Genomic DNA, 13,444 nt, shown 5'->3' with positions numbered 1-13,444 from the left:
AGCGGGTTGGTGAACTGTGCGTATATGTTTTTTTGCGAATATGTCAGCTCACGCCAATTGGCGTGAGTTGTTTGATAAAGTTGAGTTTTATAGGGTCGATATTCGGATTCTTAAAGAGCTCGGGCATGAGGTTGTGCTATCCGGGACGCCAGGGACTCTGGATTGGAAGGCTGATCTTTATTTTTGCTGGTGGTGGGGGCACTCACCTTTTCCTTTGCTCGCGGGAAAACTTCGCCGCCGACCGGTTGTGGTAACTGGAGCTTTTGACTACTCCACCTGCCGAAAAGAAATTCCAGGTCTCTGTTATCTGGATCGGCCATGGTGGCAGAAGCTTGTGCTACGTAGCTCTTTGTTATTGGCCGATAGAAACCTGTTTATCTCGAAGTCCGAGTGTGAAGAGGTTACTTCCAACCTTCCAGTAAAAAATCCTGTCTATGCCACATTGGCAATTGATACAGAGTTCTATTCACCGGGCGAATCTCCGTCTGCTGAGTCAGATTACTTTTTTACCGTTACTTGGACAAGCCGGACTAATGCTATTCGTAAAGGTCTCATTCCGACTATTGAGGCATTTGCAGAAGTTGCGAAAAAAGCGAGCAAGCTTCGGTTGGTAGTAGCTGGTAAGCATGGTGACTATCTGGATGAGCTGAAAAGCCTTGCGCATAGATTGGGTGTTGCAGACAAGGTCGAGTTTGTTGGGATGATTTCCGACGAAGAGAAGCTTGAACATTACCGTAAATGTCTTGCTTATGTTCAGCCTACCCTTTACGAGGGGTTTGGCCATGCAATAGGCGAGGCTTTGGCCTGTGGGGCGCGAGTAATCACCTCGCCAAGAGGTGCGGTACCTGAGGTCGCTGGGGAGTTTGCTTACTGGGTCCAGCCGGACAGCCAGAAAGAGATTACCGCAGCCATGGAAATGGTAGTGGCTACACCTATTGCGGAGGGAGAAGCGCAGGCTAGGCATCAATGGATTTCCTCTAACTATTCGATCGCATCTCGCCGGGCTGCATTGAAAAGTGTTCTGGATTCACTATCGCCAGAAAAGAAAGGGTAACTTCATTGATAATAATTAATAATACTAATGGTGGTACTGCGTGCTAGCCCGTCTGATCAGTATTTTCGAGAGTTCGAGGCTATTACAGCTGTTTGTTATCACCGCTTGTATTCAAGGTGGCGTTATCATCAGCCAGTTTTTGATTACGCCTTGGGTCGACCCTTCAGTTGTAGGGGTTGTCCGTTCTCTGGAGACAGTCATAGCGCTCGTTGTATTGGCTGGCAGTTTGGGGATGCAAAGTATCGCTATCCGCGATACAGCGGCCTATAGCGATGCATCCTGTCAAAGCGCGGTGCTTCGGCAGGTTTTTTTACTTGTCTCGTTAGCGTCTGGCATCGTTATTTTTGGCATATATATCGTTCATGAATTTGTGCTGACTTCTGCAATAAGCTCCTATGTCTTTACAACTTGTGGTTTAGTCGTGTTGACTAATTTTCTTCGTGTCAGTACAGGTTTTGCCCAGGGCGCGAAGGCGATAAGGGAGATTTATCTTGTACTAATGCTAGTCACCGCGGCGGGCGTTGTGCTGCACGTCATACTCACCAAACTTTACGGGGTGCGGGGATGGATGGCGGCTCGTTATCTGGGGGAGCTTTTCTGTCTGATAGCTGTGTGGTGGAGGCTCAGAGCTTATATTCTACCGGCCCTGAATTTTGCCGCAGTAGATAAGAAGCAATTGATGATTACTGCCAAGTCCGGTGTAACTATTAATGCCAGTTTGTTTGTTCGTCTATTGGTTGATAGCTTGCCGGTTCTGATGCTGACTGCCCTTCATGTCAGAACCGAAGAGATTGGTTTTTTTGGAATCGCGATACTAAGCTTAGTTCTCGGATTGTTACCTTTGGCTATCATTGCCCAGCGAGCGTTACCCGATCTGGTCGAGGCGCTCGGCCATCCTGATGAGCTCCGCAAAAAGTACTCTTCTGCTTTGAAAAGCATGTTGAAAGTATCTTCTGCTGTGGCGTTGCTGCTGATTCTCATATCATCAGCCTGGTGGCTTTTTATCGGTGGAGCCTATAAAACCACTGCTCTCTATGTGATGGTCTTGGCGTTAACGTTGCCGTTGAAAGCAATTGCTCTCGCGTGCGGCACAATGTTGGTGGCACTTCGTGTATTTGGATTGAGCCTCAAGGTCAATATCTTGGAAGGTTTACTTGTACTGATTCTTCTCTATGTGGGAATTCCGATTCTGGAAGGATGGGCTGGGGTTATGGCTTATTCGGCTGGCGCAGTGCTATCAGCAGTGCTCCTACTCTCTGCGGTAAAAATCCGCTTAGCTGTTTTATAATTATCAGAGAGAGGCTGGTCATGTCGAGGAAAAGCTGGTTTATGCCTTCAGCAAGAAAGGAAAGTTTTGATTGTTTTAGCGTGGGTTTTTTCTTTTTTGTGATTTGGTTTGCAGGGGTTATCGTTCCGCTGTATCCGTTTATTATGAGTTTTGACGGTTTCAGTCAGATTTGGAATTTTAACTTTTCTGATAAAAGTTTAGCTATCCGGAGCGCTCTGATTTTATATACAGCGGCGCTCTTTTTTGTGCTGCTCGGCTGTTATTTGGGGCGTAGGCTTCAGCTGAATATGCCTGCGGCGGTTCGTTGTATTGTGAGTACGAAAATATTCTTTTTTCGGTCTTTTGTATTTACGGCAGTTGCTCTGTTGGCGCTTGTCATAATTCTGATTGCGCTAGGTGGGCTGTCAGGGCTGATTCAAGGTGCTAGTGATCGAATCAGGGCGTTTGCTGGTTTGAATGGTTTCTTTCTTTTGCAGAACTTGCTTCTTTCTGTTTCGTTGGCGTGGTTTATTCGCTTAACACGAGGGGAAAAGAAGGGGCTCTCCGAACGGGTTCTCTTTTGGTTGTATTTTTTGGTTGGGATTTTTGTTTGCGGGTTGCAGGGGCAGAAATCGACTATTTTTATTATCGTGCTTTCATTGATTATCGTCAGGCATTACCGGGTTCAGCGCGTTAGTCTGATAAAAGGGGCTGTGCTTGGTTTTGTGATGTTTGTTTCCTTGATGGCTTACCACCTATTCAAACAAGAGTTTTTGGTGTCGGGGAAGTTTTCGTTTATCAATGATGAGCAAGGTGTATTTTTATCCTTTGTTAACTTCTTGGCCATACAGTTTACAGGGAATCTCATGCAGTTGCAGACCATGAGTGTACTGGTTGATGCCATGCCGCGGCTTCTTGACTGGCAAAACGGTACGACACTGTTAATGATCGTTTTGATTTTAATTCCATCCGGAATCTTTCCTAACAAGCCTATGACTGCTGCTGGAGTGTTTACAGGCGCTTTCTGGCCGAACATGTGGTTGAGGGAAGGTACGACATTGCCACCTGGAATATTTGGTGAGCTTTACATGAACTTTGGAACTCTTGGTGTTCTACTAGGAGGCTTGCTGCTTGGGGTCCTATGGGGATGGCTCTACGGTGCTACCATCAACAACCCAAAAAGCGACCGGGCATTGGGTGTATATGCGCTGACCGTTGCTTCCATGCTTCATTTGTTCAGAGGGGAATTGGCTTCGGTGGCTCTTCTCGTTGCCTCTATTCTGATCCCCTTTTTATTATTAAGCTCAAAGCGCCAAGAACCTGTTAATAATTCGATCTAGAGACTCTTATGTGCGGAATTCTGGGCTACATACATAACGGGACGCGAGAGTCCATTGATTTCTCTTCGGCACTTTCTTTCATTCGACGTCGTGGTCCGGATGACAAGGGGATCTGGGCTGATACTGATGTGGGCGTATGGTTGGGACAGGTCCGCCTGTCTATCCTCGATACCACGTCTGCCGGACACCAACCCATGGTTTCGGCAGACGGCCGTGTGGTCATGGTCTTCAACGGTGAAATCTATAACTTCCGCGAGCTGAGAGCCCATCTGGAGGCGGCGGGAGATGTTTTCTCCAGCCAGTCCGACTCCGAGGTGTTGCTTGCATTGTTTTGTCGTTATGGCATTGAGTGCTTGAATCGGCTGAACGGTATTTTTGCCGTTGTGTTCTGGGAACGGGACACGAATACGCTCTGGGTGGCGCGCGATCAACTTGGTGTAAAACCTCTTTATATCCATTCCGGTGATGGCTGCTTTGCTTTTTCTAGTGAAATGAAAGGGCTCATTCGCAGTGGTTTTGGTACCACCGAAATCGATCCGCGGGCTGTGCTGGCTCATCTCGGCTTCTTATGGTCGCCGGGAGAGAAAACAATCGTCCGGGATATCAAGAAGGTTCTTCCAGGGCAGGCACTGTGCGTTCGTAATGGACGTATTGAAAAGAGCTGGTTTTACTACGAGTTGCCTATTGCGGAAAAGAAACTGGCGAAGAAAGTCGATGATGTTGCTATCGAGGTGGCTGACGCGGTTAGAACCGCAGTCAAGCGACAGCTGGTTTCGGACGTCCCGCTGGGTTCTTTTCTGTCCGGAGGGTTGGACTCCAGTGCGATAGTCGCCTTTGCTGCACAGGAGATGCAGAACAAGGGACGACTGCAGTGTTTCAGTATCCGTATCGATAATGGCGCCACGTCAAATGAAGGGTTTGCTGACGATCTTCCTTATGCGCAGAAAGTTGCCAAGCACCTGGATGTGGATCTGCATGTGGTCGGCGTTGGCGATGAAATGATGGACCGACTGCCTGAGATGGTTTATCTGCTGGATGAACCAACTCCGGACCCGGCTGCCCTGAATGCCTTGTTTATCTCTGAATTGGCGAGCCAGAACGGTATCAAGGTGCTGCTGTCCGGTGCGGGCGGAGACGATATCTTCACCGGTTATCGTCGGCATTTCGCCTTGGCCCAGGAGCGGTGGTGGGGCGGCTTGCCTAAACCGCTTCGGTCGGTGCTTGCCAATGCCTCCAATTTGCTCCCTGCGTCGTCGCCACTGTCCCGGCGTCTCGGGAAGGCTTTTCGTTATGCGGATCTTCCAACCGACGATCGCCTGATCAGTTATTTCCTTTGGTTGGAGCCCGAGCAGGCTTACGGCCTGTTGGCACCGGATCTGCGTCGCCAGTTGGCGGCGGACGATCTGTTTGCGCCGATGCGTGAGACACTTTCGCGTTTGCCTTCCGACGTGACTCCGCTGGACAAGATGCTCACTCTGGAATGCAAGCACTTCCTCACGGATCACAACCTCAATTACACCGACAAGATGGGGATGGCCGCGGGCGTTGAAGTGCGTGTGCCATTGCTCGACCTGGATCTGGTGCGCTTGGCGGGTTCGTTGCCTTCCGACATCAAGCAGAAAGGCCGTGAAGGAAAATGGATCTTCAAAAAAGCGATGGAACCTTATCTGCCGCACGACATCATTTACCGGCCTAAAACCGGCTTCGGTGTGCCGTTGCGCAACTGGTTGCAGGGGCGATTGAAGCCGCTAGTCGATGAAGTGCTGTCTCCAGCCTCGTTGCTTCAGCGAGGAATTTTTGATCCGCAAGCGGTGGCGCGCCTGATCGAGGCTGATCGTTCAGGGCGCATTGATGCGGCCTACACCTTGTTTGGCATCGTTTGTATGGAGTTGTGGTGCAAACAGTACCTTGATGGCAACTTCGCCCTTGATCGCTGAGAGCAGCGAGGCCCCGCGCAACCAAGGTTGCGCGGGAATCAGGGGTTCTGTGTAAATACGGATTGTATGAACCGATGTTAATCTAGGCGGCTAGACACAAGATTCTCAGTGATGAGTGAAATTTTTAACTTTATTGGTACGAATGCATGAAGCAGGTTGTTCAGAATATGGCTAGCGGTGAGACGTCATTGGTTAATGCGCCTGCCCCGACTGTTCGTAGTGGCGCTTTACAGATCAACACGACCAATACGCTGATTTCTGCTGGCACGGAGCGCATGCTTGTGGGCTTTGGCCGGGCTAACTGGCTGGAAAAGGCCCGTCAGCAACCCGATAAGGTCCGTATGGTTCTGCAGAAGGTCCAGACCGACGGTTTGGCAACCACTGTAGAAGCCGTTCGCTCGAAGCTGGCGCAACCTTTGCCGCTGGGATATTGCAACGTCGGTGTTGTCGCGGCAGTAGGCAATCATGTTTCCGGTTTCAAACAAGGTGACAGAGTCGTTTCCAATGGTCCTCATGCCGATGTGGTGATCGTTCCGAAAAACCTCTGTGCCGTCATTCCGGATTCGGTCAGTGACGAAGCAGCGTCGTTTACCGTCCTGGCCAGCATCGGCCTGCAAGGTATCCGGCTGGCTCAGCCGACGCTGGGAGAGGCCTTTGTCGTCACCGGCGTTGGTCTGATCGGTCTGATGACTGTCCAGCTTTTGCGTGCCCAGGGCTGCCGTGTGCTTGCCATAGATTTTGATGACCAGAAACTGGCCCTGGCGCGTAGCTACGGTGCCGAAACCTGCAATCCGGGCAAGGGCGAGGATGCTGTTGCCGCCGGTATGATGTTCAGCCGTTCCAGAGGTGTTGACGGCGTTATCATTACCGCCTCCACCAAGTCGACTGATCCGGTCACCCAAGCCGCGCATATGTGTCGCAAGCGCGGGCGCATTGTGCTTGTAGGTGTCACCGGCCTGGAGCTGAATCGGGCCGATTTCTATGAAAAAGAACTGACATTCCAGGTTTCATGCTCCTACGGCCCAGGGCGCTATGACCCTACATATGAAGATCAGGGCAATGACTTCCCGATCGGTTTCGTTCGCTGGACTGAGCAACGTAACTTCGAGGCTGTGCTGGACATGCTTGCCAGTGGCCAACTGGAAGTCGATTCGCTGATTTCCCATCGTTTTGCCTTTGAAGACGCGGCAGATGCTTATCAGACGCTCACGGCGGATAATTCCGCGCTGGGCATCATCCTGCAATATTCTTCAAGTGCGGCTGAGCGCAACATCAAGAAAGTGGTGTTGGCACCGGAAGCGGTCGCGAGCTTCAACCCGGTCAAACCCGTGGTGGGTTTCATCGGTGCTGGAAACTACGCCTCAAGAATGCTGATTCCTGCTTTCAAGGCGGCAGGCGCGCAATTCCATACGATCGTGACCGCAGGTGGGATCAACGGAGTCATCCACGGCAGCAAGGCCGGATTTGCGGAAGCATCGACAGATATTGGGGCGATGCTGGGCAACGACCTGATCAATACCGTGGCGATTGTCACCCGTCACGATAGCCATGCTCGTTTTGTCGCTCAGGCGCTCGAGGCCGGCAAACACGTATTTGTCGAAAAACCATTGGCCATAGAAACCCAAGAGTTGGCGATGGTTGAGCAGGCCTATCAGAGTGCTGTCGAGAAGGGCCTCAAACCTCATCTGATGGTGGGCTTCAATCGACGTTTTTCGCCGCAAGTGCAGAAGATGAAAGCTTTGCTCGCAGCGGTAAAAGAGCCGAAATCCTTTGTCATGACGATGAATGCCGGCGCTATTCCCGCGAATCACTGGACACAGGACCCTGCGGTTGGCGGCGGACGAATTATCGGCGAGGCCTGCCACTTCATCGATCTGATGCGTTTCCTGGCCGGTAGCAAAATCGTTTCGATCCAGGCCCGTAGAATGGGCGATACGGACGCCTTGGAAATCACCGAAGATAAAGCTGCGATCATTCTGGGTTTTGAAGATGGTTCTTTCGGTACCATTCATTACCTGGCCAATGGCGCATCGAGCTTTCCAAAAGAGCGCGTAGAAGTCTTTGTCGCGGGCCGTGTCCTGCAACTGGATAACTTCCGTAAATTGAAAGGTTTCGGCTGGCCGGGCTTTAACAAGCTCAACCTGTGGAAACAGAACAAGGGGCAAAGCGAGTGTGCGGCTGCATTCCTTGCTGCCGTGGGGTCTGGTAAGGCGACACCGATCTCCTCCGATGAAATCTTCGAAGTGGCGCGAGTGAGTATCGAGATTTCGCGGATCCTGCGTGAGCAATGAGCCTTTTTATTACTAAAGCCAGAACTGCCGCCGCGCTAGGGGGCGGCAATCTGGTTCGCGCATTGACGTATCGGCTTGGGGTCAAGACCGGGTTGAACCCTGTCAGACGTCTTTGCGCTGATATGCCTCAAGGGCCTTTTTTTGTGCCCAGTGCCAGACGCGCCAACTCATTGCCCGTCAATACCCAATGGGATACCCAGGCCCGCTATTACGGGTGTTGGGCCATTCCTGTTTCAGACAATGCGCCTGACTGGCACCTGAACCCGCTCAGTGGGATTCGGGTTCCGGATCCCGAAAGGGAGTGGTGGCGCATCCCTGACTTTGATGCAGCTGTTGGCGACATCAAGAATATCTGGGAAGCGTCGCGTCTAGACTGGACGCTGGCATTCGCTCAGCGAGCCTGCTCAGACGATGCCTCGCAGATGGAGCGGCTGAACCAGTGGTTGACGCACTGGTGCAAGAATAACCCTCCTTATTGCGGTCCGAACTGGAAGTGCGGTCAGGAGGCTTCCATTCGTGTTTTGCACCTGGCGATGACGGCGATCATTCTCGAGCAGTCGTCGACGCCGTTGCCTGGGTTGATGGAGCTTGTTCGACTGCATCTCAAGCGTATCGAGCCAACGCTGAGTTATGCGATGGCCCAGGACAACAATCACGGCACCTCTGAAGCTGCGGCCTTGTTTGTCGGTGGTAGCTGGCTGGCACTGTGCAATCATCCCGAAGGGCTGCGTTGGCAGCGATTGGGACGTAGGTGGCTGGAGAACCGTGCCGCTCGATTGATTGAGCTGGACGGTAGTTTCAGCCAGTACTCGGTCAATTATCACCGGGTCATGCTCGATACCTTTTCCATGGTCGAGGTCTGGCGAGTCAAGGCCGGACTCGAGGCCTTCTCCGCAACCTTTCAATCCAGGATGCGGGCCGCTACGAATTGGCTGTTTTCGCTGGTTGACGAGAGTTCCGGGGATGCGCCGAACATAGGGGCCAATGATGGCGCGCGGCTGTTGCCGCTGACGGACACTGACTACCGCGATTTCAGGCCGGCGGTTCAGTTGGCCATGGCGCTGTTCTGCGGAAAAAGAGCCTATGCGGCTCCAGGGGCGTGGGATTTGCCTTTGCAGTGGCTGCAACTGTCCGCGCCGTCGGCTGTTGTCGAGCGCCCGGCTAGCCAGCTGTTCGACCAGGGTGGATATGCACTGTTGCGACGCGTAGACACCCTTGCCGTGCTACGTTATCCGCGTTTTCGTTTTCGACCCAGCCAGGCCGATGCCTTGCACGTGGATCTCTGGCGTTCGGGCCTCAATCTGCTGCGCGACGCAGGAACCTATAGCTATAACACCTCGGCTCAATGGCTGAGCTATTTCCCAGGTACCGTCAGCCATAACACCGTGCAATTCGACGGGCGTGACCAGATGCCAAGACTCAGTCGTTTCCTGTTTGGCGACTGGTTGCGTACGCGCAAGGTCGATGGTCTGAGCGATACACCGGAGGCCACTACCTGCGGTGCCAGCTATAGCGACAACGCTGGTGCCTCTCACACACGCCAGGTGCGTCTGAGCGATACCGGGTTACAGGTTCGGGATGAGATCAAAGGGTTCAAAGCCGGCGCGGTTCTGCGCTGGCGTTTGCAGCCTGGCGATTGGCAGATGTCGGATGGCGTATTGAGCAACGGTTCGCACCGGATATCGGTAACGGGCAGCATGTCGATTGTCCGGCAGGAGCTGGTTAAGGGCTGGGAGTCTCGTTACTACTTGCAGAAGACTGAAGTGCCGGTGCTTGAAATAGAAGTGGATTCGGCGGGTGTTTTGATTACGGAGTATCACTGGTAAACATGAAAATTCTTTATTTTCATCAGCATTTTTCCACTCCGAAAGGAGCGACTGGTATTCGTTCCTACGAAATGGCCCGTCGTCTGATTGCTCGAGGGCATCAGGTTTCCATGGTATGCGGTAGCTACGGCGGTGGGCAGACAGGGTTGGAAGGGCCTTTTGTCGGAGGGAAACGCAAGGGCACCGTCGACGGAATCGAAATAATCGAGTTCGATCTGGCGTACTCCAACAGTGATGGTCTGTTCACCCGTACACTCAGTTTCCTGAAATTTGCATTTCGCAGTATCGGCTTGGCGCTGACCGAGCGTTACGATCTGGTTTTTGCCACGACAACACCATTGACGGCAGGGATCCCCGGTATCTTTGCCCGCTGGTTGCGCAACAAGCCGTTTGTATTCGAAGTCCGCGATCTCTGGCCCGAACTCCCCAAGGCAATGGGCGTCATTCGCAACCCTCTGATTCTGTCTGCCATGTCGCTGCTTGAATGGGCAAGCTATCGTTCCGCTCACCGAGTCATCGGGCTTTCCCCGGGTATTGTCGACGGTATCGCCCATCGCGGTGTTGCACGCGATCGGATCACCATGATCCCCAATGGCTGTGACCTTGACATTTTTAATGCGCCCGCCGAGCCATGGCGGCCTGCCGGTGTGGAAAAAGATCAACTGATGGCGGTCTTTGCCGGTACCCACGGCGTTGCCAACAAACTGGATTCGGTACTGGATGCGGCGAAGGAACTGAAACTTCGCCAGCGTGACGATATCCGCCTGGTACTGATCGGGCAGGGCAAGCTGAAGCCGGCGCTGCAGCAGCGAGCGGCCAGGGAAGGGCTGGATAATGTGATCTTTCACGATCCGGTGAACAAAGCGAAGTTGTCTGGTCTGATGGCCAGCGCAGATCTTGGCTTGCAGTTGCTCGCCAATGTTCCTGCTTTCTATTACGGCACCTCACCCAACAAGTTTTTCGACTACATTGCTTCGGCATTGCCTGTTCTGAATAACTATCCAGGCTGGCTGGCCGAAATGATCAGCAAGGAAGATTGCGGTTTTGTCGTGCCGCCGGAAAACCCATCGCTGTTCGCCGATGCCCTGATACAAGCAGCCGATGTCCGTGAAGAACTCAAGGCCAAAGGCCTGAGAGGTCGTGAGCTGGCGGTCAGAGAGTTCGATCGTCGTAAGTTGGCGGATCGATTTGTCGATTGGCTGGAGGGTGTGGCCTGATGATCAAGCGTGGGTTCGATCTGCTTGCTTCGATACTGGGCCTGTTGCTGCTGGCACCGGTCATGGCGATAGTCGCCTGGCAGATCCGCAAGAAACTCGGTTCGCCCGTGTTGTTCCGCCAGGTCCGGCCGGGCAAGGAGGGCAAGCCCTTCGAGATGGTCAAGTTCCGTACGATGCGCGATGCTCATGACGCGAAGGGCAATCCACTGCCGGATTCGGAGCGCATGACGCCGTTCGGCAGCTTCCTGCGTTCGAGCAGCCTGGATGAGCTGCCTGAACTGTGGAATGTGTTGAAGGGCGATATGAGCCTGGTAGGGCCTCGACCTCTGCTGATGGAGTATCTGCCGCTCTATAATAGCGAACAGTATCGTCGCCATGAGGTGCGTCCGGGTGTGACCGGCTGGGCCCAGATCAATGGACGGAACGCCTTGGAGTGGGAAGAAAAATTCAATCTGGATGTCTGGTATGTGGATAACCAGTCGTTATGGCTGGATCTGAAGGTCATCTTCCTGACGATCAAGAAGGTCGTTATCCGTGATGGTATTAGCGCGGAAGGCGAAGTCACCGCCGCCAAGTTTACCGGGACCAAGCGATGAACCGGCTGGCAGTGCTGGGAGCCAGCGGGCATGGCAAGGTCGTTGCTGATACGGCTGAGTGCTGTGGCTGGAAAATTGTCGAGTTTTTTGACGATGCCTGGCCCGAGCGGCGACGCAATGGTGCCTGGGATGTCGTGGGTGATACCGCGGCGCTTCTGGCCAATCTGGATCACTATGACGGTGTGATTGTCGCGATCGGCAATAATCGTATTCGTCAGGCCAAGCTTGCTCAGCTCAAGGCGGTGGGTGCCAGGCTGATAAGCCTGTTGCATCCTGGCTGTACGTTCAGCCGGTATGCCAGCCTCGGTGAAGGGTCGGTTGTGTTTGCCGCGGCTGTGGTGAATGCTGATGCGATCGTTGGCGCGGGGGCCATTCTAAATACAGGTTGTAGCGTCGATCATGATTGCCGCCTGGGCGACTGTGTACATATCAGCCCTGGTGCCCGGCTTGCCGGTGGCGTATCGGTGCAGGATCTGAGCTGGGTAGGTATTGGTGCCAGTGTGCGGCAGCTTGTGAACATTGGGGCGCAAGTCATGATTGGTGCCGGCGCGGCAGTGATCAAAGACGTGCCGGACAACGTTATCGTCGCAGGCGTGCCTGCCCGGATAATGGGGCCCGGTGTTTAAAGCACCCCCCGCTTTTTGTAGACAGCAGGAGCTCATGAGGAGCTCTCCATATTTTCGAATGAAAACTGACAGGTATTGGTTGTGTTGAACTCACCTTTTTCTCCCTGGCCTTCCTTTTCCGACGAAGAGGCCAATGCTGTACGTGATGTGATCCTGTCCAACAAAGTCAATTACTGGACCGGTACGCAAGGGCGCGAGTTCGAAAAGGAATTCGCGGCATGGGCAGGTACTCAATACGCCATTGCGCTGGCTAACGGCACGGTTGCCTTGGACCTGGCCCTTAAGGCGCTGGGTATCGGCGCCGGCGACGAAGTGATCGTCACCTCCCGTACGTTCCTCGCATCGGTGTCCAGCATTGTCAATGCCGGGGCGACTCCGGTTTTCGCTGATGTAGATCGCGACTCGCAGAACTTCACTGCGCAGACCATTCGTGCCGTAATGACCCCACGCACCCGCGCGGTCATCTGTGTGCACCTGGCTGGCTGGCCTTGTGATATGGACCCGATCATGGCGCTGGCGCAAGAGTTCGATCTCAAGGTGATCGAGGACTGCGCGCAGGCCCATGGGGCCCTGTACAAAGGGCGTCCCGTCGGTTCGATCGGTCATGTCGGTGCCTGGTCTTTCTGTCAGGACAAGATCATGACCACGGGTGGCGAGGGCGGCATGGTCACCACCAACGATCGCCAGTTGTGGGCAGACATGTGGGCCTTCAAGGACCATGGCAAGAGCTGGGAGGCTGTCTATGAGCGCGAGCATCCACCAGGTTTCCGCTGGGTGCACGAAAGCTTTGGCACTAACTGGAGGATGCTGGAAGTCCAGGCGGTGATTGGCCGGATTCAACTCAAGCGCATGACCGATTGGCAGGCAAGCCGTCTGCAGAATGCACAGCAGATTTGGGATTGTGCTCGCCAACTGAATGGTCTGCGTACTCCAGCCATACCCGAAGGCAGCGTTCATGCGGCCTACAAGTGCTATGTGTTCGTGGAACCGCAACAGCTCAAGGACGGGTGGGACAGGGACCGTATTCTCGCGGAGATTACAGCGCGGGAAGTCCCGGTATTCTCCGGCTCCTGCTCCGAGGTCTATCTGGAAAAAGCCTTCGACAATACTGACTGGCGCCCCGCGACTCGTTTGCCGATTGCTCGAGAGCTGGGTGAAACCAGCCTCATGTTCCTGGTACACCCTACGCTGAAGGCATCTGAAATCGAGAAAACGTGCTCGGTGCTCAAAGAGGTCATGCAACTGGCCGCACGGTAACTATCAGCCAAACTTGTGCGGTGGAGCGGTTTT

Annotated in this window: 10 protein-coding genes; all 10 read left to right on the top strand. The window is 53.5% G+C overall.

The window, feature by feature from the left end; genetic code table 11:
- The first annotated feature begins 40 nt into the window (after positions 1-40).
- The 10 genes from AC07PQ_RS26350 to AC07PQ_RS26305 all read left to right on the top strand — a co-directional run bounded on the left by AC07PQ_RS26350 (position 41) and on the right by AC07PQ_RS26305 (position 13,411).
- Positions 41-1,054 (top strand): glycosyltransferase family 4 protein, encoded by a 1,014-nt coding sequence (locus AC07PQ_RS26350; protein WP_223816043.1) that lies wholly within the window; start codon positions 41-43, stop codon positions 1,052-1,054.
- A gap of 40 nt (positions 1,055-1,094) precedes the next feature.
- Entirely contained in the window at positions 1,095-2,342 is a 1,248-nt protein-coding gene (locus tag AC07PQ_RS26345; RefSeq protein ID WP_493186405.1) for a lipopolysaccharide biosynthesis protein, read from the top strand.
- 20 nt (positions 2,343-2,362) lie between these two features.
- A complete protein-coding gene (locus AC07PQ_RS26340) occupies positions 2,363-3,661 on the top strand; it encodes an oligosaccharide repeat unit polymerase (protein ID WP_493186406.1) in 1,299 nt (432 codons plus the stop codon).
- An 8-nt stretch (positions 3,662-3,669) separates the two neighbouring features.
- Positions 3,670-5,598 carry an asparagine synthase (glutamine-hydrolyzing) gene (gene asnB / locus AC07PQ_RS26335; RefSeq protein WP_101338730.1) on the top strand — a complete coding sequence of 643 codons (1,929 nt, stop codon included), beginning with the start codon at positions 3,670-3,672 and terminating at the stop codon, positions 5,596-5,598.
- A gap of 146 nt (positions 5,599-5,744) precedes the next feature.
- On the top strand, positions 5,745-7,889 hold the full coding sequence (locus AC07PQ_RS26330; RefSeq protein ID WP_493186407.1) for a bi-domain-containing oxidoreductase: 2,145 nt from the start codon (positions 5,745-5,747) through the stop codon (positions 7,887-7,889).
- Positions 7,886-9,715, top strand: a complete 1,830-nt coding sequence (locus AC07PQ_RS26325) for a heparinase II/III family protein (RefSeq protein WP_493186408.1) — start codon at positions 7,886-7,888, stop codon at positions 9,713-9,715. Before AC07PQ_RS26330 ends, AC07PQ_RS26325 begins: the two co-directional genes overlap by 4 nt.
- Positions 9,716-9,717: 2 nt before the next feature.
- Entirely contained in the window at positions 9,718-10,932 is a 1,215-nt protein-coding gene (locus AC07PQ_RS26320) for a glycosyltransferase family 4 protein (RefSeq protein WP_101338727.1), read from the top strand.
- Positions 10,932-11,528, top strand: a complete 597-nt coding sequence (locus tag AC07PQ_RS26315) for a sugar transferase (RefSeq protein ID WP_101338726.1) — start codon at positions 10,932-10,934, stop codon at positions 11,526-11,528. Before AC07PQ_RS26320 ends, AC07PQ_RS26315 begins: the two co-directional genes overlap by 1 nt.
- Positions 11,525-12,154, top strand: a complete 630-nt coding sequence (locus AC07PQ_RS26310) for an acetyltransferase (protein WP_101338725.1) — start codon at positions 11,525-11,527, stop codon at positions 12,152-12,154. The genes AC07PQ_RS26315 and AC07PQ_RS26310 overlap by 4 nt, the downstream gene beginning before the upstream one ends.
- A gap of 81 nt (positions 12,155-12,235) precedes the next feature.
- Positions 12,236-13,411 (top strand): DegT/DnrJ/EryC1/StrS family aminotransferase, encoded by a 1,176-nt coding sequence (locus AC07PQ_RS26305; RefSeq protein WP_493186409.1) that lies wholly within the window; start codon positions 12,236-12,238, stop codon positions 13,409-13,411.
- Positions 13,412-13,444: the final 33 nt, after the last annotated feature.

The sequence above is a fragment of the Pseudomonas sp. GW821-FHT09E12 genome (assembly GCF_059416085.1).
Note: the sequence above shows the minus strand (reverse complement) of the source record. Positions and strands in the feature narration are given on the sequence as shown.

What these genes read in the sequence shown, in the direction of transcription:
- AC07PQ_RS26350 (WP_223816043.1), top strand. Translation starts at nt 41, where the DNA reads ATGTCAGCTCACGCCAATTGGCGTGAGTTGTTTGATAAAGTTGAGTTT.
- AC07PQ_RS26340 (WP_493186406.1), top strand. Translation starts at nt 2,363, where the DNA reads ATGTCGAGGAAAAGCTGGTTTATGCCTTCAGCAAGAAAGGAAAGTTTT.
- asnB (WP_101338730.1), top strand. Translation starts at nt 3,670, where the DNA reads ATGTGCGGAATTCTGGGCTACATACATAACGGGACGCGAGAGTCCATT.
- AC07PQ_RS26330 (WP_493186407.1), top strand. Translation starts at nt 5,745, where the DNA reads ATGAAGCAGGTTGTTCAGAATATGGCTAGCGGTGAGACGTCATTGGTT.
- AC07PQ_RS26325 (WP_493186408.1), top strand. Translation starts at nt 7,886, where the DNA reads ATGAGCCTTTTTATTACTAAAGCCAGAACTGCCGCCGCGCTAGGGGGC.
- AC07PQ_RS26320 (WP_101338727.1), top strand. Translation starts at nt 9,718, where the DNA reads ATGAAAATTCTTTATTTTCATCAGCATTTTTCCACTCCGAAAGGAGCG.
- AC07PQ_RS26315 (WP_101338726.1), top strand. Translation starts at nt 10,932, where the DNA reads ATGATCAAGCGTGGGTTCGATCTGCTTGCTTCGATACTGGGCCTGTTG.
- AC07PQ_RS26310 (WP_101338725.1), top strand. Translation starts at nt 11,525, where the DNA reads ATGAACCGGCTGGCAGTGCTGGGAGCCAGCGGGCATGGCAAGGTCGTT.